The organism is Saccharothrix sp. ST-888, assembly GCF_000955975.1.
Taxonomy (GTDB): Bacteria; Actinomycetota; Actinomycetes; order Streptomycetales; family Streptomycetaceae; genus Kitasatospora.
Genome location: NZ_JYJF01000041.1, coordinates 14,004 through 32,470 on the forward strand (window position 1 = coordinate 14,004; position 18,467 = coordinate 32,470).

Sequence of the window (18,467 nt, forward strand, 5' to 3'; positions counted from 1 at the left end):
TGGTGGCGTACGGCCGCGCCGCTGGTGACGTACCGAGTGCGTACGGTCCGGGACTCGGACGGCGGGCTCGTACGGGTTCGTACGGCTCGTACCGGTCGGGACTCGTGGCGTTGCACGGGACGTGGCGGCGCGCGGGCGCGCCCGGAGCTCCCCGCCGGTCCCAAGACCGCAGCCGCAGCCGCGGCGGCAGGAGGAGGGAGGACTCAGTGCGCGAAGGCCGCCACCGGCGGACCCCGCCGGATCACGCTGTGCCGCAGCGCGGTGGTGACCGGCAGCCGCCAGTCCTCGGCCCGGCCACGGGCGCCCCGGACCGGCCGCCGCTCGGCGGCGGCACCCAGCAGCACCGCCGTGAGCAGCGCGAACGCCGTCCGCAGCGGTGCGGCGCACTCCTGCGCCGCCGTGGCCGTCACCCGGAGCAGCTGCCACAGCGCGGCCTCGCCGCGCCGCAGCCACCAGCCCGCCACCACGGCGGCGGCGAGGTGGCCCAGCAGCATCGAGGGCGTCAGCCCGAGCAGTGCCTCGTGCGGCGCGGCCGGGTACGCCTGCGGGTCGAGCCCCGCGGCGCTGACCAGCTGTTCGGGGGAGTAGTCCAACGGGACGACGGTGAGCCCGGCGCGCCCGGAGTCGTCGCAGATCAGCCGCCCGGCCACCTGCGGCAGCGTCAGCGGGCCGCCGGCACCGGCACCGGTGTGCATAGCGGCCATCGCGGCAGGCGAACCGACGCTGTGGAAGAGGAGGTGCAGTCCGAGCTGTCCGGCGCCGAGCGCGGCGGCGATGGCGGGCAGCGAGCGCTCGCGTCCACCGAGCAGGGCCGCCGGCAGGCAGACCGCGGCGAAGCCGAGCGCGAGCGCGGGCAGGGCGACGTCCCCGCCGCCGACCATGGCGTGCCCGGCCGCCGCGATCAGCGTGCAGACCAGGGCGAACGGAACCGCCCGTGCCACCCGCAGGTCCCAGGCCGCGGCCGGTTCCCGGACATCCGGGGCGGCGGCGCCTGCGCGCGGGGCGGCGTGGTGGTCGGTCATGGCCGGGACATCATCTCACCGCCTACAACGACGGCCCAGAGAGGGGCCGCCAATGCGTCAGATTGGCCCGTTCGGCCCCGGCGCGCGACCCGCGCAGTGCGCCGCCCGGCACAGGCTGCTGCCCCCGTCCATCCGCCGAACGGGCGGTCCCGGACGCAGCCCACGGTTCGTCGTGGGATCGTCCGGAGATACCTAGTTCTATGTGGAGCCGCAGCCAGGAGGGACCTCCCGTGGACATCTGGTGGACTCTGCACCTCAAGCGCGACCCGGCCAGCGTCCCGCTCGCCCGGCGCATCCTGCTCAGCGCGATGGACACGGCCGACGTCGATCCCCAGGTCGCGCACGACCTCGGGGTCGCCCTCACCGAGGCCTGCGCCAACGCCGTCGAGCACGCGGTGGGCGGACGGCCCGACGACGGGTTCCAGGTGACCGCCTCGATCACCGGGGACCGGCTGCGGGTCGAGGTGGTGGACTCCGGTCCCGGACTGCCTGGGTCGGCCCTGCCGCCCGCGCTGCCCGCTGCTCCGGTGCTGCCCGCGCTGCCGGCCGCCCCGGCTGCCGGGCCGGCCCTGGGGGCGGGAGCGGCGCCGTCCCGGCCCGCGCTGCCGAGAGCCGTGCCCGTGCTGCGCCGGGCCGGTGCGTCGCCCGCCAGGGCCGTCCGGCCGGCCGTCGGACACCGGCGCGGCCGCCGGGGGCGGGCCGCCCTCTCGGTGCCGGTGCTGACCGCGCACCGTCCCCGGCGCACCGACCGGCCCGCGCCGTACGACACGCACGTCCTGCCCTGTCCGCCGCTCCGCCCGTCCGGCGGGCCGACGGACGGGCTGTTCGGACTCCAGGACGCCGCAGGCCCTCCCAGGGCGTCCGGGCCCGCGGACCTGGCCGGGGCGGCGGCAGCGCTGTCGGAGGCCGGCGCACCCGAGCAGTCCGGGTCTGACCAGTCCCCGCTCGATCAGTCCGCGCTCGACCAGCCCGGGCCCGAACTGCCCGCGCTCGACGCGGAGAGCGGGCGCGGACTGTTTCTGATCCATGCGCTCACGGACCACGTCCAGCTGCGGAACCACCCGCTGCGCGGAGCGATCGTCAGCTTCGACAAGATCCTCAAACGGCGCGACGGGTCGCTGCTGCGGGCGGTCTCCTGAGTGCTCGCGCTCCCGCCTGCGGCGGGAGCGAGGGCCGGTGGCCGGGATTTCTGCAAAGGCTCGTACGAATCCTAAAAACAAACCGCCTGACTGGTATTATCTGCGCGATCGGCCCACCGTGGTTGCAGGAAGGAGCCACGCCGTGCAGCTCCAGCAGTTGCGCGCGTTCTGCGAGGTAGCGGCCCAGCTGAGTTTCACCAGGGCGGCGCGGAACCTCCACTACGCGCAGTCGAGCGTCACCGCCCAGATCCAGCGACTGGAGGAGGCGCTGGGGGCTCAGCTCTTCGACCGGAGCTGTCGCCAGATCGTCCTCACTCCGGCGGGCCGCTGCCTGCTGCCGTACGCCGCGCAGATACTCCGGACGGCCGATGCCGCGCAAGAGCAGGTGGCGGCCGCTGCGGGGACCCGTCCGTAGCCGACCGCCGGAGGGCATCGAAGCTTCCGATCCGAAGAGTAAACAGCTCGGCGGGTATGTTTATCTCTTGGCGAAGGAGTCAGGACGGTTCCCCCGTCGGCCGACGCGACCACCACACCCAGAGGCGAGCGCCCATGACCGACACCGCCACCGCGGAGCTCGTAAGACCGGATCTCGGCACCCTGGGTGAGGCGCTGGTCCGCGCATCGCGGATCGGGAACCCGGAGGGCCTCACCTTCATCCGCCCGGACGGCACCGAACTGCGGCAGACCTACCTCCAGTTGCTGATGGAGGCGTCCCGGGTGCTCGCCGGTCTGCGGGCGGCAGGGGTCCGGCCCGGGGAACGGATCATCCTCCAGATCGCCCGGGAGCCCGAGCTCCTCGCCGCGTACTGGGCCTGCCTCCTCGGCGGCTGCGTCGCAGTGCCGATCGACGCGTCCGGTGGCGGTGCGTCCGGTGGCGGTGCGTCCGGCGGTGGTGCGTCCGGTGGTGGTGCGTCCGGTGGCGGTGCGTCCGGTGGTGGTGCGTCCGGTGGCGGCGGTGCGGCAGATGCGGGAGGCGCGGCAGCGGCCGAGCTGCTGCACCGCCTCTGGCAGGCCCACGGCGCTCCGCGCGTGATCACCGGCGGCTGCCAGGAGATCGCCCCCGAGGCCGCCGCCGACCCGCGCTGGCGTCACGCCTGGCTCGGCGACACCCGGCGGTTGCTCGCCAACGTTCCCGACCAGGACTGGCACCGGTCCGACCCGGACGACCCCGCCGTCCTGCTGTCCGCCCCGGGCGGTGCCGACGGGTCCGGGACGGTGCCGCTCAGCCACCGTGAGGTGCTCGACCGCGCCGCCGCCGCCGCTCGGGCCCGCGGCCTCGGCCGGAGCAGCCGGACCTTCAACCGGCAACCGCTGGACCGGATCGGCGGCTTGGTCGACTTCCACACCAGGGACGTCGTCCTCGGCTGCCACCAGATCCATGCCGATCCCGCATGGGTCCGCGCCGACGCCGCCGCCGGGCCGGCCGGCGCGCGGGGCGCGTACGTCACCGGGCGGAGCTTGCCGCCGGGTTCCCTGCGCCGCGCTGCGAACGAGGCGTCGAGCGCGGGTGGTCGGGAGGCCGGCCGGGTCCTGGAGCTGCCGGAGCCGCTCGGCCGTCCGCAGGACGTGCCGCGTCCGCGCCGGGTCCGTACCCTGGCCGGATGACCGACTGGGATCTCCGCAGGCTCCGGGTGCTGCAGGCGTTGGACGAGTGCGGCACCGTGACCGCGGCGGCCGAGCGGCTCCGGTTGACCCCCTCGGCGGTGTCCCGGCAACTTGCCTCGCTCGCACGCCAGTTGGGTGAACCGATGCTACCGCGGCGCCGAGTCCGCCTTCACCGATCTGGTCGACCTGGCTGACCGCCGGCTCGGCGGTTCGGTGGTGGCCGCCGGCGACGAGCTGTTCGCCGAGCGGGAGAACCTGCTGCTGCCCGAGCGGCCCGAGTTCCGTCCGCACACCTTCGGCAACAAGGGCCAGCTGATGGACGGTTGGGAGACCCGGCGTCGGCGCGGCACCGGCGCCGCCCGCCCGCACCCGGGCCGCGACGAGCACGACCGGGCGCTGATCCGGCTGGGAGCGCCGGGAGTTGTGCACGGTGTGATCGTGGACACCGCGCACTTCCGGGGCAACTACCCGCCGCACGTCAGCATCGACGCCGCCGAACTTCCCGGCACCCCGGGCCCCGAGGAGCTCGCCGAGGCCGACTGGCGCCCGTTGGTGCCGCGTTCGCCGGTGCGCGGCCACGCCGCAAACGGCTTTGCGGTGGCGGACCGTTCACGCTGGACGCACCTGCGCCTGCGGCAGTACCCGGACGGCGGCATCGCCCGGCCGCGGGTCCACGGCAGCCTGGTGCCTCCGAAGGCGTAGCCCGCATTGCCCGGTTCCGCAGGGCTTCGCACCATGGTGATCATGATGCATCTGATGCGAGCCGAGTACGGTCCCGGCGGTCGGCCGGACGGCGTGAAGACCTGGCACATCGTGGCCGAGGGCGAGGCCACGGCGATGTGCGGGCGCGAGCTGGACCCAGGGGCGGAGAGCAAGGACAGCACCCACTGGAGTGACAACCCCTCGCTCTCCTGCCACACCTGCGGTGCGCTCCACCTCCGCGAGTCCCCGTACCTGCCAGCCGAGCACGAGGTGCGCGAGCAGCCGGAGTAGCCCCGGGCCCCGTAGCGTGGAGCCATGGAGCCACCGATCCCGCTGGTGCCCGCGGCAGCCGCTCTGCGCGCCGGCGGCTCGGCCCCGGCCGTCGAGGCCGAGCGGCTGTGCGACCGCATCGACCGGACCGACCCCGTCGTCCGGGCCTTCACACCCGAGCCCGGCAGGCGCCGGCGGCTGGCCGCGGAGGCCCGCGCGGTCGAGTCCCGCTACCGGTCCCGTGAGCGGCCTCCGCTGTACGGCGTTCCGGTCGGGGTCAAGGACGTGATCCAGGTGGACGGGCTGGCCACCCATGCCGGGTCCGTGCTGCCGCCGGGGGTGCTCGCCGGGCCGCAGGCCGAGGTGGTGGACCGGCTGCGGGCGGCGGGCGCGCTGGTGGCGGGCAAGACCGTCACCGCCGAGTTCGCGATCGACGCGCCGGGGCCGACCAGGAATCCGCACGACCAGGGCCACACGCCCGGGGGCTCCAGCAGCGGTTCGGCGGCGGCGGTCGCGGCGGGCCTGGTGCCACTGGCCGTCGGCACCCAGACGATCGGTTCGGTGATCCGTCCGGCGGCCTACTGCGGGGTGGTGGGTTTCCGCCCGACCTACGGCCGGATCCCGACCGGCGGGGTGCTCGCCAACGCGCCGACCCTGGACACCATCGGCACCTTCACCACCGACGTGGCGGGCGCGGCGCTGGCGGCGGCCGTCCTGTGCGACGGCTGGCCGGCCGAGGCCGAGGGGGCGTTGCCGGGGACGGCGGAGGGGGCCGGGCCGCCCGTCCTCGGCGTCCCGGTGGGCCCGTACCTCGACCAGGCCGGGCCGCTCGCACGGGCCGCCTTCGCCGGGCAGCTGGACGCGCTGCGCGAGCGCGGTCTGGTGGTCCGGGAGGTGGCGCTGCTGCCCGACTTCGACGACGTGGTGCGGATCTTCCGGACCGTCAACGGCTACGAACTGGCCCGGGTGCACGCCGAGCTGTTCCCCCGCTTCTCGGCGCTCTACCGGCCCGAGACGGCCGCGGCGATCCGGCGCGGGCACGAGATCGACGGGGTGGCGTACGCGGCGGCGCTCCAGGCCCGGAGTTCCTGGCGGCGGCGGATCGCCGACACCATGGCGGTCCAGGCCGTCGACCTGTGGGTGACCCCGGCGGCCACCGGTCCGGCGCCGCTCGGGCTGGGCAGCACGGGGGACGCGGTCATGTCGCTGCCGTGGAGTCACGCGGGGCTGCCCGCGATCACGCTCCCGGCCGGGTACGCACCCGGCGGGCTGCCGCTGGGGCTGCAACTGGTCGGCGCGGAGAGTGCGGACGAGCGGCTGCTGGTCTGGGCGGCGGAGGTCGAGACGGCGCTGCGCGGCACTCCGGCGCAGCACGGGCATCGGTAGGGGGCGGGCATTCGCAGGGACGCGGGCATCCTCAGGGGCGCGGGGCAGAGCCCCGCGCCCCTGAGGATGCTGCCGCGGTGTGCTCAGCCGCCGCTCTTGCGGCGGAAGTTGCGCTTGCCGCCGGCCGCCGAGTGGGTGCCGTGGATCTTCGAGCCCTCGGCACCCGGGCCGCTGACTCCGCCCCGGCCGCCGTGCTTGTGCTGGAGGGCGGCGAGGAACTTGGCCTTCACGTCGTCAGGGTCGGCCGGGGCATCGGGTGCGACCTCCGGCGCCTGCGGTTCGACGGGTTCGGCTGCGTCGCTGCTCATGCGTGACCTCCTGGACGAGAACTGATCTGCAAGCCACACCATCCCATGCCGGACGGGCTCCGACGGCCTGATTATCCGTGCCGGGGCAGGTCAGCGGCGAGGCCGGCGGAAGTTGGGCCCGCCGATCAGGAAGAGCAGCGCGGCGGTCGGGAAGCCGATGGCGGCGATCACGAGGATGACGAACTGAAGAACCATCACGGCGGGCTCCAGGCATGGTCGATGGTCGGCGGCGGCAGTGGACAGCATTGACGGTATGTCCATATTTGCCGGTTTGTCATTCACCGCCTCACCCGTGCCCCCTTCGAGGGATCATGGACCGTCCTCTGTCCCGGGCCCCGCCCGCCCGCCACACTGGCGGCATGCAGGTAGAGCTCGCGGGGGAACCGCAGAGGCCGGGCCAGGAGAACGAGGACTTCGCCGCCGCCTCGCCCGAAGCGCTGGTACTGCTGGACGGCTCCAGCTCGCCGGCCGGGATGGAGTCGGGGTGCCGGCACGGAACCTCCTGGTACGTGCGCCGCCTCGGGGTGCACCTGCTCGCCCGGCTCACCGACCGCTCCGACCGGTCGATCGCCGAGTGCCTCGCCGACGCGATCGTGGAGACGGCGGCCCTGCACGGCGGCCGCTGCGACCTGGGCCACCCGAACACCCCGGCTGCGATGGTGGTTGCCGCCCGCCTGCACGGCAGTTCGCTGGAGTACCTGGTCCTCGGCGACTCGCTGCTGATCCTGCACCTCAAGGACGGCCCGCCCCGGGTGATCGGCGACAACCAGCGCTTCCCGGGCGGCGAGGAGCTGCGGCGCCAGGTCTGGGCGACCGTCCCGGGCTCGGTCGAGCGCAAGGCCCTGCACCTGCGGTACGCGCTGGCGGTCCGCGCCGCCAGGAACACCGGCCGCGGCCCGTGGATCGCCGCCGCCACCCCGAAGGCCGCCGCGCAGGCGGAGACCGGGTTCGTCCGGCTGTCCGCGCTGCACGCGGTGGCCGCCGTGACCGACGGCGCCTCGCGCTTCACCGATCGCTTCGGGCTCGGGAGTTGGTCGGACGCGCTGCGGCTGCTCGCGGAGTCGGGCCCCGCCGAGCTGATCGCCCGGGTCCGCGCGGTGGAGCGGGCCGACGCCGGCTGTGAGCGCTGGCCCCGGGGCAAGGCCCACGACGACGCCTCGGCCCTGTACGCGCGGATCTGACCGCAGCCGCGGGCGCGCGATCTGCCATGCGCCCGTCACCGATCGGCCCCGAGCCGTTCACTGCCCGACGGTGGTTCAGTGCTGCTGTGGCTCAGCAGACTTGTCCAGCCAACTCGTGGAAAGTTGTCTGGCCAAGAGAGGCCCATGTGACCCCCGTTTCACGGCGCACGTTCATCGGTATGGCCGGTGCTGCCGCAGCCGTCGGCACCGCGCTCTCCGTCCTCCCCGAGTCCTTGCAGCAGGCGCTCGCCGCCCCGGCCGTCTCCGGCACGATCAACGACGTCCAGCACGTCGTGATCTTCATGCAGGAGAACCGGGCCTTCGACCACTACTACGGCACGATGAAGGGCGTCCGGGGCTTCGGCGACCGCAACGCGATCAAGCTCGCGAGCGGCAAGTCGGCGCTCTACCAGCCGTATTCGAACTCCGACGGCTACATCCTGCCGTTCCACATGGACACCGCGACCACCAGCGCGATCTGCGCCGACGCGCCCGCGATGAGCTACCCGGTGGACACCGCGATCTGGAACAACGGCAAGTACAACGCCTGGAACACCGCCCGCACCCCGGGGCTCGGCATGGGCTACTTCACCCGCGCCGACCTGCCGTTCTACTACGCGCTGGCCGAGAACTTCACCATCTGCGACCACTACTTCTGCTCCACGCTGACCCAGACCAACCCCAACCGGCTGCACCTGTTCACCGGTTCCAACGGCCTGTCGGTCGGGCAGTCCGCGGTCCTCGACAACACCGAGCCGAGCGCCGGGTTCGGCTGGACCACGTACGCCGAGCGACTGGAGGCCGCCGGGGTCAGCTGGAAGGTCTACCAGCAGAGCGACAACTTCGACGACAACGCCCTGGCCTGGTTCGCCAAGTTCAAGCAGGCGAAGCCCGGTTCAGCGCTCCACGACAAGGGCATGGCCACCGTTCCCGACCTGGTCTCGGCGTTCAAGGCGGACATCGACAACGGCACCCTGCCGCAGGTCTCCTGGATCATCGCCCCGGCCGCGCTCTCCGAGCACGCCAACTACAAGCCGGCCGCCGGGGAGGACCTGAGCGCCCGGCTGCTGTCGGTGCTGGCGGCGAACCGGCAGGTCTGGTCGCAGACCGCGTTCATCCTCACGCCTACGGCACCGGCGGACCGTGGACCTACCCGGTGCCGGCCGGCGGCAGCGTCAGCGCCTCCTTCGCCACCGTGCAGGGCTGGTACGACCTGACCGTCACCGCCGACAGCTCGGACGGCTTCCTGCGCCGCCTGGCCGGGCACCTGGAGAACGGTTCGGACAGCATCACCGACCCGGCGCAGTGACGCGGCCGGGGGCCGGGACCGCGGTCCCGGCCCCCGGAGTGCGGGGTCAGTCGGTCGGCTGCCCGAAGGAGCCGGACTGGAAGTCCCGCATGGCCTGCTCCAGCTCGCGGTGGCTGTTCATCACGAACGGCCCGTACCAGGCGACCGGTTCGCGGATCGGCTGCCCGCCCAGGATGATCACGTCCAGGTTGGGGTGCCTGGACTCCTGCCGGGTGTCGGCGCCGATGGTGAGGGTGTCGCCCTCGCCGAAGACCGCCGCCTGGCCGGAGCGGATCGGGCGGCCCTCGGCGCCCACCGTGCCGTCGCCGTTCAGGACGTACGCCAGCGCGTTGAAGTCCTTGCGCCAGGGGATGGTGAGCCGGGCGCCCGGGGTGACGGTGGCGTGCAGCAGGGTGATCGGGGTGTGCGTGACGCCCGGCCCCCGGTGGCCGTCCAGCTCGCCCGCGATCAGGCGCAGCACCGCGCCGCCGTCCGGGGTGGTGAGCAGCTTGACGTGCCCGCCGTGGATGTCCTGGTAGCGCGGGGAGGTCATCTTGTCGGCGGCCGGGAGGTTGACCCAGAGCTGGATGCCGTGGAACAGGCCACCGGTGGCCACCAGGGACTCCGGCGGGGTCTCGATGTGCAGGATGCCCGAGCCGGCCGTCATCCACTGGGTGTCGCCGCCGCCGAGGTGGCCGCCGCCGCCGTGCGAGTCCTTGTGGATGAACTCGCCGTCGATCAGGTAGGTCACCGTCTCGAAGCCGCGGTGCGGGTGCCACGGGGTGCCCTTGGGCTCGCCCGCCGCGTAGTCCACCTCACCCATCTGGTCCATCATGATGAACGGGTCGAGGTACTTGGTGTTGATCTTGGCGAAGGCGCGGCGGACGGGGAAGCCCTCGCCCTCGTAGCCCTCGGGGGCGGTGACCACCGTGAGGACCGGACGAGCGGGGTTCGCGGCGGGGTCGGGGGTGGCGACGCGCGGGAGGGTCAGCGGGTTCTCGACGGTCACGGCGGGCATGTCGGCCTCCTTCGGGGTTCTGTGGCCTACGTCCAGGAGATTAGTTCAATTCTCAACTAGAAGCAAGTTGAAAATTGAACCATTGGGTTGTGGCCACGCCCCGCAAGGGGGGAACGGGCGGACGGCCGTCCGCGCGGCGGCGGTGGCCGGTCGGGGCGGGGCGGCGGCTAGCCGTACATCCGGCGCATGGTGAAGTCGACCATCTGCTCGACCGCCTTGGCGTCGAAGACCATCCGGTGCTCGCCCTCCATGTCGAGGGCGAAGCCGTACCCGGTCGGCAGCAGGTCGAGGACCTCGGCGCCGGTCACGCTGAAGTGCTTGGACTCCTTGCCCGCGTAGCGGCGCAGCTCCTTGAGCGAGCTGAACATCGGGATCACCGGGGTGGGCGTGTTGTGCAGCGCCAGGAACCCGGGGCGCTCACCGCGCGGGCAGTGCACCTTGGAGGTGATGAAGATGGCCTGGAAGTCCTCGACGGTCATCGATCCGGTGGTGAAGGCCCGGACGGCGTCCGCGAGCGAGGGTGGCGAGGGCTCGGGGTAGAGCGACTGCTGGGGCGTGGCCTGCTGCTGCTCCCCGTACGGGCCGGGGCCGGGCATGCCGTTCATCCCCGCCTGCTGCTGCGCCTGCTGGTAGGGGTCGCCCTGGTAGGTGCTCTGGTCGTAGCCGTACACGGGGACAGGCTATCGGGATCAAGGGTCCTCGTGGGGCGGCCGATCCGGACAACTCGTGATGGCATCGGGTTGTGGGGTGCGGCGGTGGGACGTGACCACGTTCATAGGACTTTCGCAGCGGAAGAGGCCGCGGGGGGCTTGAACAAGTTACCAACCGGTAGCATCATGAGCTCTACTGGCGGGTAAGTGGGGCGCTCGTAGCGGCGGACCCCGGAAGCGACGAACCGGAGAAAACGGCCATGGGTCACTACAAGTCCAACCTGCGGGACGTGGAGTTCAACCTCTTCGAGGTGTTCGGCCGCGACCAGGTGTACGGCACCGGTCCGTTCGCCGACATGGACGTCGACACCGCGAAGAACATCCTGAGCGAGATCTCGCGCCTCGCCGAGAACGACCTCGCCGCGTCGTTCGTCGACACCGACCGCAACCCGCCGGTCTTCGACCCCGAGACCAACACCGCGCCGATCCCGGCCTCCTTCAAGAAGAGCTACCAGGCGTACATGGACGCCGAGTGGTGGCGCCTGGGCATCCCGGAGGAGATCGGCGGCCAGGTCACCCCGTCCTCCCTCATCTGGGCCTACGCCGAGCAGATCCTCGGCTCCAACCCGGCGATCTGGATGTACTCCTCCGGTCCGGCCTTCGCCGGCGTCGTCTTCGACGAGGGCACCGAGGAGCAGAAGAAGGTCGCCCAGCGCATGATCGACGGCCTCTGGGGCGCCACCATGGTGCTGACCGAGCCGGACGCGGGCTCGGACGTCGGCGCCGGCCGCACCAAGGCCGTCAAGCAGGAGGACGGCTCCTGGCACATCGAGGGTGTGAAGCGCTTCATCACCTCGGGCGAGCACGACATGTCCGACAACATCATCCACCTGGTGCTGGCCCGCCCCGAGGGCGGCAAGCCGGGCACCAAGGGCCTCGGGCTCTACATCGTGCCGAAGTTCGACTTCGACTGGGAGACCGGCGAGCTCGGCGAGCGCAACGGCGTCTACGCCACCAACGTCGAGCACAAGATGGGCCTCAAGGCCTCCAACACCTGCGAGATGACCTTCGGCGCCAAGCACCCGGCCAAGGGCTGGCTGCTCGGCGAGACCGTCGACGGCATCCGCCAGATGTTCAAGATCATCGAGTTCGCCCGGATGATGGTCGGTACGAAGGCCATCGCCACCCTCTCCACCGGCTACCTCAACGCCCTGGAGTACGCCAAGGAGCGCGTGCAGGGTGCGGACATCTCCAACTTCCTGGACAAGGCCGCCCCGCGCGTCACCATCACCAACCACCCGGACGTGCGCCGCTCGCTGATGACCCAGAAGGCGTACGCGGAGGGCATGCGCGCCCTGGTCCTCTACACCGCCTCGGTCCAGGACGACATGATCGCCGCCCGCCTGCGCGGCGAGGGCGACGAGGCCGCCGAGCGCCTGAACGACCTGCTGCTGCCGATCGTCAAGGGCTACGGCTCCGAGAAGTCCTACGAGCAGCTCGCCCAGTCCCTGCAGACCTTCGGTGGCTCCGGCTACCTGCAGGAGTACCCGATCGAGCAGTACATCCGGGACGCCAAGATCGACACCCTCTACGAGGGCACCACGGCGATCCAGGGCCTGGACTTCTTCTTCCGCAAGATCGTCAAGGACGGCGGCCAGGCGCTGACCTCGGTCTCCGAGCAGATCCAGAAGTTCCTCGGCGCGGGCGAGGGCGGCGACGCGCTGGCCACCGAGCGCGAGCACCTGGCCAAGGCCGCCGGCGACCTGGAGGCGATCGTCGGCAAGATGCTCGCCGACCTCTCCTCGGTCGAGCAGGACGTCAAGAACATGTACACGGTGGGCCTCAACGCCACCCGCCTGCTGATGGTCTCCGGCGACGTCGTGATCGGCTGGCTGCTGCTCCGCCAGGCCGTCGTCGCACAGGCCAAGCTGGAGGCCGGCGCCTCCGGCAAGGACGTGGCCTTCTACCAGGGCAAGGTCGCGTCCGCCCGCTTCTTCGCCCGCAACATCCTGCCGACCGTCGCCGCCCAGCGCCAGGTCGCCGAGGGCGTCGACAACGAGATCATGGAGCTCGCGGAGGAGTCCTTCTGAGGAAGGCCCAGGTGACTGCCTGACACACCCTCACGCTGCGGGGCCCGGTCGTACTGCGCCGGGCCCCGCAGCATTTCGCCGTCCGGCAACTTCCCACGTCAGCCCGGTAGTCCGCGCGCCCCGGCGGTGCTGCGGCCCGCCGCCGAGCGGCTGCCGGGCTGTCGTCGCGCTGCGGCCGGTCCGCACCGGAGGCCGTCGACCTTCACCATTCCGTCACTCTTCCCGGGTTCTCCGTGCCGTGTCCGTGTACGGGCATATGCTCAAGGGCGAAGCCGGTCCCCCATCCGGCTTCCGCCCTCCCTCGACTCAGGAGCAGCATGTCAACCGCCGCCCGTCAGGCCGCCTTCGACCGAACGCACACCGACGACCTGATCGCCTACCTGAGCTCTTCGCCGTCGCCGTTCCACGCCGTGGCCAGCGCTGCGGAGCGGCTGGAGAAGGCCGGGTTCCGCCGGGTCCAGGAGACCGACGCCTGGGACGCGGCGGCCGGCGGCCGGTACCTCATCAGGGGCGGCGCGCTGATCGCCTGGTACGTGCCCGAGGGTGTCGGCCCCGAGACGCCGTTCCGCGTGGTCGGCACGCACACCGACTCGCCGAACCTGCGGGTCAAGCCGCTGCCGGACACCGGCTCGGCCGGCTGGCGGCAGGTCGCCGTGGAGATCTACGGCGGGGTTCCGCTGAACACCTGGCTGGACCGCGACCTCGGCCTGTCCGGGCGGCTCGCGCTGCGGGACGGCAGCGCCGTCCTGGTCCAGATCGACGAACCGCTGCTGCGGGTACCGCAGTTGGCGATCCACCTGGACCGGCAGGTCAACGAGGGCCTCAAGCTGGACAAGCAGCGCCACCTCACGCCGATCTGGGGGCTCGGTGCGGTCACCGAGGGGTCGCTGATCGAGTTCGTCGCGGAGCGGGCCGGGGTGGCCGCGGCGGACGTCGTCGGCTGGGACTTGATGACCCACGACGTGCAGCCGCCGTCCTACCTGGGCAAGGACCGCGAGCTGCTGGCCGGCCCCCGGCTGGACAACCTGCTGTCGGTGCACGCCGCGACGGCCGCGCTGGCCGCGGTCGCGGGCGCCGAGCTGCCGTACATCCCGGTGCTGGCCGCCTTCGACCACGAGGAGACCGGCAGCGAGTCCGACACCGGCGCGCAGAGCCCGCTGCTCGGCAACGTGCTGGACCGCAGCGTGTACGCGCGCGGCGGCACCCCCGAGGACCGCGCCCGGGCGCTGGCCGGCACCGTCTGCCTCTCCTCCGACATGGGCCACGCCGTCCACCCCAACTACAGCGAGCGGCACGAGCCGGGGCACCACCCGATGCCCAACGGCGGGCCGATCCTCAAGGTCAACGTCAACAACCGGTACGCCACCGACGCGGTCGGCCGGGCGGTGTTCGCCGCCGCCTGCGAGAAGGCCGGTGTGCCGTGGCAGACCTTCGTCTCCAACAACGCCATGCCCTGCGGCACGACGATCGGCCCGATCACCGCGGCCCGGCTCGGCATCACCACCGTGGACTGCGGGATCGCCGCGCTCTCCATGCACTCGGCCCGCGAGCTGTGCGGCGCGGACGACCCGTTCCTGCTGGCGAGCGCCATCAAGGCCTTCCTGGAGGGCTGACGCCTCCCGACTGCGCCCTTCCAGGGGCAAGGGTGAGCCGGTCAGGGGCGCGGGGAACTGCGCGAGACGGAAGGCACCGGGCCGCACCGATCTCCGGTGGCCAGGTTGCACCGCCCCACCGAGGGCCTCGGGGTGCAACCGGCCGACCGGGCCCGGCAGCATGTCGATGCCTTCCGCTGCGCGCAGTTCCCCGTGCCCCTAACGGCATGCCCGACTGCTGCCGGGGCCTGCGGCGGGTTACTCCAGGCCCGCCAGGACGAGCGGGAGGCGGGTGGCCCCGTCGGCGGTGAGCTTCACCGGGACGCCCCAGTCCTGCTGGTGGACGTGGCAGGCGGGGAACTCGATCTCCGGGTCGTCGTCGCAGGAGGCGGCCATCGCCGAGACGTGCAGCACGCCCTCGGCCACCTCGGCGGAGAGCACGAGCTCACGGGAGAGCGCGCTGTCCGCACCGGCACCGGAGACCAGCAGCTCGGGCGGGGTCGAGCTGACCAGCAGCCGGGTGGACGGGCCGTAGCGCTCGTCCAGCTTCTGGCCGGTGGGCGCGGAGAAGACCACGTCCAGCCGGAGCTTGCCCGGGGCGACCTCGGTGGCCGCCCGCTGGGTGCGGTGCGCGACCGACTCGACCTGGACGGCTTCCTCGGGCAGCCGCAGCCGGGTCAGCCGGTGCCGGGCCGACTCGACCACCACGATGTCGTCGTCCACCAGCACCGCGCCCGAGGGCTCGCGCAGGTCGGTGGCGAGCGTGCTGACCTCGCCGCTCACCGGCTCGTACCGGCGCAGCGCGTGGTTATAGGTGTCGGCGATCGCCACCGAGCCGTCGGGCAGCACGGTCACCCCGAGCGGATGCTGCAGCAGTGCCTGGTCGGCGGCACCGTCGCGGTGCCCGAAGTCGAACAGGCCGGTACCGACGGCGGTGTGCACGGTCGCGGGCCCGGTTTCGGTTTCACGTGAAACCCAGCGCACCGCCGACGTCTCCGAGTCGGCCACCCAGAGCCGCTCGCCGTCGGCCGAGACCGCGAGCCCGGACGGCTGGGCGAACCACGCCTCGGCCACCGGGCCGTCCACCAGGCCCTCGTTGGTGGTCCCGGCGGCGACCCCGACGGTGTCCGCCACCGGGTCGTACGCCCACAGCTGGTGCACCCCGGCCATCGCGAGCCAGAACCGGCCGTCGAAGTACGCGACGTCCCACGGCGAGGAGAGGTCCACCTCGCGAGCCGGGCCCTCGGTCGGCGAGCCCTGCCACCACTGCCGTCCGGTGCCCGCCAGCGTGGTGACACCGCCGTCGGCCAGCCGTACGCCGCGCAGCGCGTGGTTCACCGTGTCGGCGACGATCACGTCGTAGTCCAGGCCCAGGTCGGCCGGGACGAGCGCCAGACCCTGCGGCTCGCTGAACCTGGGCGCGGTGCCGTCCACCAGGCCGCGCTCGCCGTCGCCGATCCGCCGGAGCACGCTCTCGCCGTCCTCGGCGAGCTCGACCAGCGAGTGGTGGCCGGAGTCGGCGACCAGGAAGGTGCCGCCGGGCAGCCGGACGGCCTTTCCGGGGAAGCGCAGGTCGCCCGCCTCCGGCTCGGGCGCCACGTACGGGCCGTCGCCGCGCCGCAGCGTGCCCTTGGCCTCGTGCTCGGCCTCCAGCTCCGCGACCAGCTTGGCGATCGCGTGCGCATGCCCCTCGCCCGCGTGCTGTGCGACCACGTACCCCTCGGGGTCGATCACCACCAGCGTCGGCCAGGCCCGGACGGCGTACTGCTTCCAGGTCGCCAGCTCCGGGTCGTCCAGCACCGGGTGGTGCACCTCGTAACGCGCGACGGCGTCGAGGACGGCCTGGTGGTCGGCCTCGTGCACGAACTTGGGCGAGTGCACACCGACGATCACCACGGTGTCGCGGTGCTGCTCCTCCAACTCCCTCAGCTCGTCGAGGACGTGGAGGCAGTTGATGCAGCAGAACGTCCAGAAGTCCAGGACGGTGATCTTGCCCCGGAGGTCGGCGAGGGTCAGTTCCCTGCCGCCGGTGTTGAGCCATCCGCCCTTGCCGACGAGTTCAGGGGCGCGTACGCGTGCACGAGAAGCCATGCCCACATCCAACCGCACCACGGGTGTCCGCATTCCGGGCGGGCGTCTCGGTTCGGTGGACCGGCATGCGGGCGGCGCTGGTCTCCACGATCTCCCGGGCGGCCAGTAGCGGGGTGTCCGCCCATCCGAGCAGGGCCTTGGTGATGGCGACTGCCGGAACGATGCTCATCCCTCGCTCGACCAGCAGGGCTTGCACCACCTCCATGCCGTCTCTCATGAGTACGGGTCGGCACTCTTCGACCAGCGCGGTCCACCGCGCAGCGACCTCGGGCTGGAGCCCGGCGACGTTCTCGAACATGGTGTCTGCTCCCTCTGCGAACACACGACCTCACCGACGACCGGGTTGGTTGATCACCATGGGACGTTCATTCCATGTGCCGCACAGGCAACTCTGTACCGCTCAAGACGCCCATCGAGCTCTTCCAAGGTGTAGGCGAGCGCCTCCAAGGCGTCGGCTGTCTCCCCGTTCACGCAGAGTTCCTGGACCTCCGCCAAGCTCTCACGGAGGATCATCAGCGAGTCGCCCTGGATCAGAACTCCCGGAAATCGGCGTCCCGGGAGCCGGACGATGGCGTCATTGCCACCCGCGTCGAAGAGTTCGGCGTCGATACGTTCCATGCGGAGATCCTGGCAGGCCGCGCATCGCGGCGCTGATCATTTCCCGGCCCTGAACAGCTCGCTCCAGCATCAGCTGCGCTGGGTCAGACCCTGCACAACTCGCCTTGCAGGTAGCCAAGTTCAGTGTCAGAACATCCAGAAGTCCAGGACAGTGATCTTGTCCCGGAGGTCGGCGAGGGTCGGTTCCCTGCGCTGGTGCTCGGCCGTCCGCCCTTGCCGGCGGGTCCAAGGGCGCGCTCGCGAGCACGAGAAGCCCGGCCGGGTGGCGGAGGTCAGACGATGATGTGGGGCAGGAAGCGGGCGCCCTGGTGGGTGATCAGGCTGTCCTCGGTTTCGCGGATGCCCAGGCCGGCGGCCTCGCCGTCGACCACCCAGGCGCCGAGTACGGGGCGGTTGCCGTCGAACTCCGTTAGTGGGCAGAGCTGTTGGTAGCAGTGCCCCTCGGCACCGTAGCGGTCCGGGTCGCCGGCCCAGTCCGCCAGGCGGCTCTGCGAGCCGTCCGGGGCGACGATCCGCACGCCCGCGCCCTCGCGGCCGAGCAGCGGCTTCGCCGCGTAGCCGGGGCCGCCGGGCTCGGCCAGCTCGCGCGGGCCGTCGAGGTAGGCGGGCAGCAGGTTGGGGTGGCCGGGGAAGAGCTCCCACAGCACCGAGAGCAGGGCCTTGTTGGAGAGCAGCATCTTCCAGGCGGGTTCGATCCACAGCGTGTTCCCGGTGCCGCCGCCCTGGTCCATCCCGCTGAGCAGCTGCTCGCCGAACTCGTCCTCGGTCAGCCACTCCCACGGGTAGAGCTTGAAGACGGACCGGATGTAGCGCTGCTCCAGGTCCACGAAGCGGCCGGAGAGCCCGTCCCAGCCGATGTCCTCCACCGCGATGCCGACCGTCGCCAGCCCGGCCTGCTCGGCGGTCTCCTGGAGGTAGAGGGTGGTCATCCAGTCCTCGCCCTCGGTGTCCCCGCGCGAGTGCGCGAAGTGCACCGGGCCGGGCGGCAGCAGGTGCTTCTGCCGGGACCAGGCGTCGACCAGCCGCTCGTGCAGCGAGTTCCACTGGTCGGCGCCGGGGAAGCGCTCCTCCATCCAGAACCACTGCGGGCCGGCCGCCTCGATCAGCGAGGTCGGGGTGTCGGCGTTGTACTCGAAGAGCTTGGCCGGGCCGCTCCCGTCGTACGCGAGGTCGAACCGCCCGTACACGGACGGCTGTTCCGCGCGCCGCCGCCAGGACTCGGCGACGACCTCGGCCAGCCGGGGGTCGGTGATGCCGTACTCGGCGAACCGGCGCTCGCGCACCACGTGGTCGGCGGCCGCCAGGCAGAGCTCGTGCAGCTCCTCGACCACCTCCTCCAGCTGCTCGACCTCGGGCAGCGAGAACTCGTAGTACGCGCTCTCGTCCCAGTAGGCGTACTCCGCGCCGGGGGTACGGGGGTCGTCGCAGACGGCGTAGAGCAGGCCCTGGCTCTCCACGGTCTGCTGCCAGCCGGGCCGCGGTTCGATGGTGCGGCGGCGCACGGCCG

General features: G+C 72.3%; 21 protein-coding genes. 12 read left to right on the forward strand and 9 right to left on the reverse strand.

Annotated elements, in window-relative coordinates:
* Window positions 1-203: 203 nt before the first annotated feature.
* Window positions 204-1,022, reverse strand: a complete 819-nt coding sequence (locus UK12_RS15365; protein WP_052681901.1) for a hypothetical protein — start codon at window positions 1,020-1,022, stop codon at window positions 204-206.
* A 230-nt stretch (window positions 1,023-1,252) separates the two neighbouring features.
* Here UK12_RS15365 and UK12_RS41280 point away from each other — a divergent pair, with 230 nt between their 5' ends.
* The 7 genes from UK12_RS41280 (at window position 1,253) to UK12_RS15395 (ending at window position 6,124) form a co-directional block, all read left to right on the forward strand.
* Window positions 1,253-2,161 carry an ATP-binding protein gene (locus tag UK12_RS41280; protein WP_052681902.1) on the forward strand — a complete coding sequence of 303 codons (909 nt, stop codon included), beginning with the start codon at window positions 1,253-1,255 and terminating at the stop codon, window positions 2,159-2,161.
* Window positions 2,162-2,303: 142 nt separating this feature from the next.
* On the forward strand, window positions 2,304-2,576 hold the full coding sequence (locus UK12_RS15375) for a LysR family transcriptional regulator (RefSeq protein ID WP_045303525.1): 273 nt from the start codon (window positions 2,304-2,306) through the stop codon (window positions 2,574-2,576).
* Window positions 2,577-2,710: 134 nt separating this feature from the next.
* Window positions 2,711-3,766: an AMP-binding protein gene (locus UK12_RS39740; protein WP_045303526.1), complete on the forward strand. Its 1,056-nt coding sequence runs from the start codon at window positions 2,711-2,713 to the stop codon at window positions 3,764-3,766.
* Window positions 3,763-3,960: a helix-turn-helix domain-containing protein gene (locus tag UK12_RS38040; RefSeq protein WP_082119646.1), complete on the forward strand. Its 198-nt coding sequence runs from the start codon at window positions 3,763-3,765 to the stop codon at window positions 3,958-3,960. The genes UK12_RS39740 and UK12_RS38040 overlap by 4 nt, the downstream gene beginning before the upstream one ends.
* Window positions 3,902-4,468: a hypothetical protein gene (locus UK12_RS15385; protein ID WP_331386652.1), complete on the forward strand. Its 567-nt coding sequence runs from the start codon at window positions 3,902-3,904 to the stop codon at window positions 4,466-4,468. Before UK12_RS38040 ends, UK12_RS15385 begins: the two co-directional genes overlap by 59 nt.
* A gap of 42 nt (window positions 4,469-4,510) precedes the next feature.
* Window positions 4,511-4,759 carry a hypothetical protein gene (locus UK12_RS15390; RefSeq protein WP_045303556.1) on the forward strand — a complete coding sequence of 83 codons (249 nt, stop codon included), beginning with the start codon at window positions 4,511-4,513 and terminating at the stop codon, window positions 4,757-4,759.
* A 24-nt stretch (window positions 4,760-4,783) separates the two neighbouring features.
* On the forward strand, window positions 4,784-6,124 hold the full coding sequence (locus tag UK12_RS15395; RefSeq protein ID WP_045303527.1) for an amidase: 1,341 nt from the start codon (window positions 4,784-4,786) through the stop codon (window positions 6,122-6,124).
* Between the two features lie 83 nt (window positions 6,125-6,207).
* Here the strand turns inward: UK12_RS15395 and UK12_RS15400 are convergent, their stop codons facing one another.
* Both UK12_RS15400 and UK12_RS41285 read right to left on the reverse strand, forming a co-directional pair.
* Entirely contained in the window at window positions 6,208-6,432 is a 225-nt protein-coding gene (locus UK12_RS15400; protein ID WP_045303528.1) for a DUF5302 domain-containing protein, read from the reverse strand.
* Between the two features lie 90 nt (window positions 6,433-6,522).
* The gene (locus UK12_RS41285; RefSeq protein WP_197084883.1) at window positions 6,523-6,678 is read right to left on the reverse strand and encodes a hypothetical protein; all 156 of its coding nucleotides are present in this window, start codon (window positions 6,676-6,678) and stop codon (window positions 6,523-6,525) included.
* A gap of 113 nt (window positions 6,679-6,791) precedes the next feature.
* On the opposite strand from UK12_RS41285, the gene UK12_RS15405 reads away from it, so the two are divergent.
* From UK12_RS15405 to UK12_RS41290, 3 genes are all read left to right on the forward strand, one after another.
* A complete protein-coding gene (locus UK12_RS15405) occupies window positions 6,792-7,613 on the forward strand; it encodes a protein phosphatase 2C domain-containing protein (protein WP_045303557.1) in 822 nt (273 codons plus the stop codon).
* 179 nt (window positions 7,614-7,792) lie between these two features.
* On the forward strand, window positions 7,793-8,830 hold the full coding sequence (locus UK12_RS15410) for an alkaline phosphatase family protein (RefSeq protein ID WP_052681904.1): 1,038 nt from the start codon (window positions 7,793-7,795) through the stop codon (window positions 8,828-8,830).
* The gene (locus UK12_RS41290; protein ID WP_082119644.1) at window positions 8,770-8,922 is read left to right on the forward strand and encodes a phospholipase domain-containing protein; all 153 of its coding nucleotides are present in this window, start codon (window positions 8,770-8,772) and stop codon (window positions 8,920-8,922) included. The genes UK12_RS15410 and UK12_RS41290 overlap by 61 nt, the downstream gene beginning before the upstream one ends.
* Before the next feature lie 46 nt (window positions 8,923-8,968).
* On the opposite strand, the gene UK12_RS15415 is transcribed toward UK12_RS41290, so the two are convergent.
* Both UK12_RS15415 and UK12_RS15420 read right to left on the reverse strand, forming a co-directional pair.
* Window positions 8,969-9,919 carry a pirin family protein gene (locus UK12_RS15415; protein ID WP_045303529.1) on the reverse strand — a complete coding sequence of 317 codons (951 nt, stop codon included), beginning with the start codon at window positions 9,917-9,919 and terminating at the stop codon, window positions 8,969-8,971.
* A gap of 167 nt (window positions 9,920-10,086) precedes the next feature.
* Window positions 10,087-10,590 carry an SseB family protein gene (locus UK12_RS15420; RefSeq protein ID WP_045303530.1) on the reverse strand — a complete coding sequence of 168 codons (504 nt, stop codon included), beginning with the start codon at window positions 10,588-10,590 and terminating at the stop codon, window positions 10,087-10,089.
* A 239-nt stretch (window positions 10,591-10,829) separates the two neighbouring features.
* On the opposite strand from UK12_RS15420, the gene UK12_RS15425 reads away from it, so the two are divergent.
* On the forward strand, window positions 10,830-12,659 hold the full coding sequence (locus UK12_RS15425; RefSeq protein ID WP_045303531.1) for an acyl-CoA dehydrogenase: 1,830 nt from the start codon (window positions 10,830-10,832) through the stop codon (window positions 12,657-12,659).
* A gap of 317 nt (window positions 12,660-12,976) precedes the next feature.
* On the forward strand, window positions 12,977-14,272 hold the full coding sequence (locus UK12_RS15430) for a M18 family aminopeptidase (protein WP_045303532.1): 1,296 nt from the start codon (window positions 12,977-12,979) through the stop codon (window positions 14,270-14,272).
* Between the two features lie 237 nt (window positions 14,273-14,509).
* Here the strand turns inward: UK12_RS15430 and UK12_RS15435 are convergent, their stop codons facing one another.
* The 4 genes from UK12_RS15435 to UK12_RS15450 all read right to left on the reverse strand — a co-directional run bounded on the left by UK12_RS15435 (window position 14,510) and on the right by UK12_RS15450 (window position 18,462).
* Complete coding sequence (locus UK12_RS15435; RefSeq protein ID WP_045303533.1) at window positions 14,510-16,342, reverse strand: NHL domain-containing thioredoxin family protein; 1,833 nt, start codon at window positions 16,340-16,342, stop codon at window positions 14,510-14,512.
* Complete coding sequence (locus tag UK12_RS15440; RefSeq protein ID WP_063838271.1) at window positions 16,311-16,640, reverse strand: hypothetical protein; 330 nt, start codon at window positions 16,638-16,640, stop codon at window positions 16,311-16,313. Before UK12_RS15440 ends, UK12_RS15435 begins: the two co-directional genes overlap by 32 nt.
* A gap of 53 nt (window positions 16,641-16,693) precedes the next feature.
* Complete coding sequence (locus UK12_RS15445) at window positions 16,694-16,960, reverse strand: DUF6959 family protein (protein WP_045303534.1); 267 nt, start codon at window positions 16,958-16,960, stop codon at window positions 16,694-16,696.
* Window positions 16,961-17,232: 272 nt separating this feature from the next.
* Window positions 17,233-18,462 carry a glutathionylspermidine synthase family protein gene (locus tag UK12_RS15450; RefSeq protein WP_045303535.1) on the reverse strand — a complete coding sequence of 410 codons (1,230 nt, stop codon included), beginning with the start codon at window positions 18,460-18,462 and terminating at the stop codon, window positions 17,233-17,235.
* Window positions 18,463-18,467: the final 5 nt, after the last annotated feature.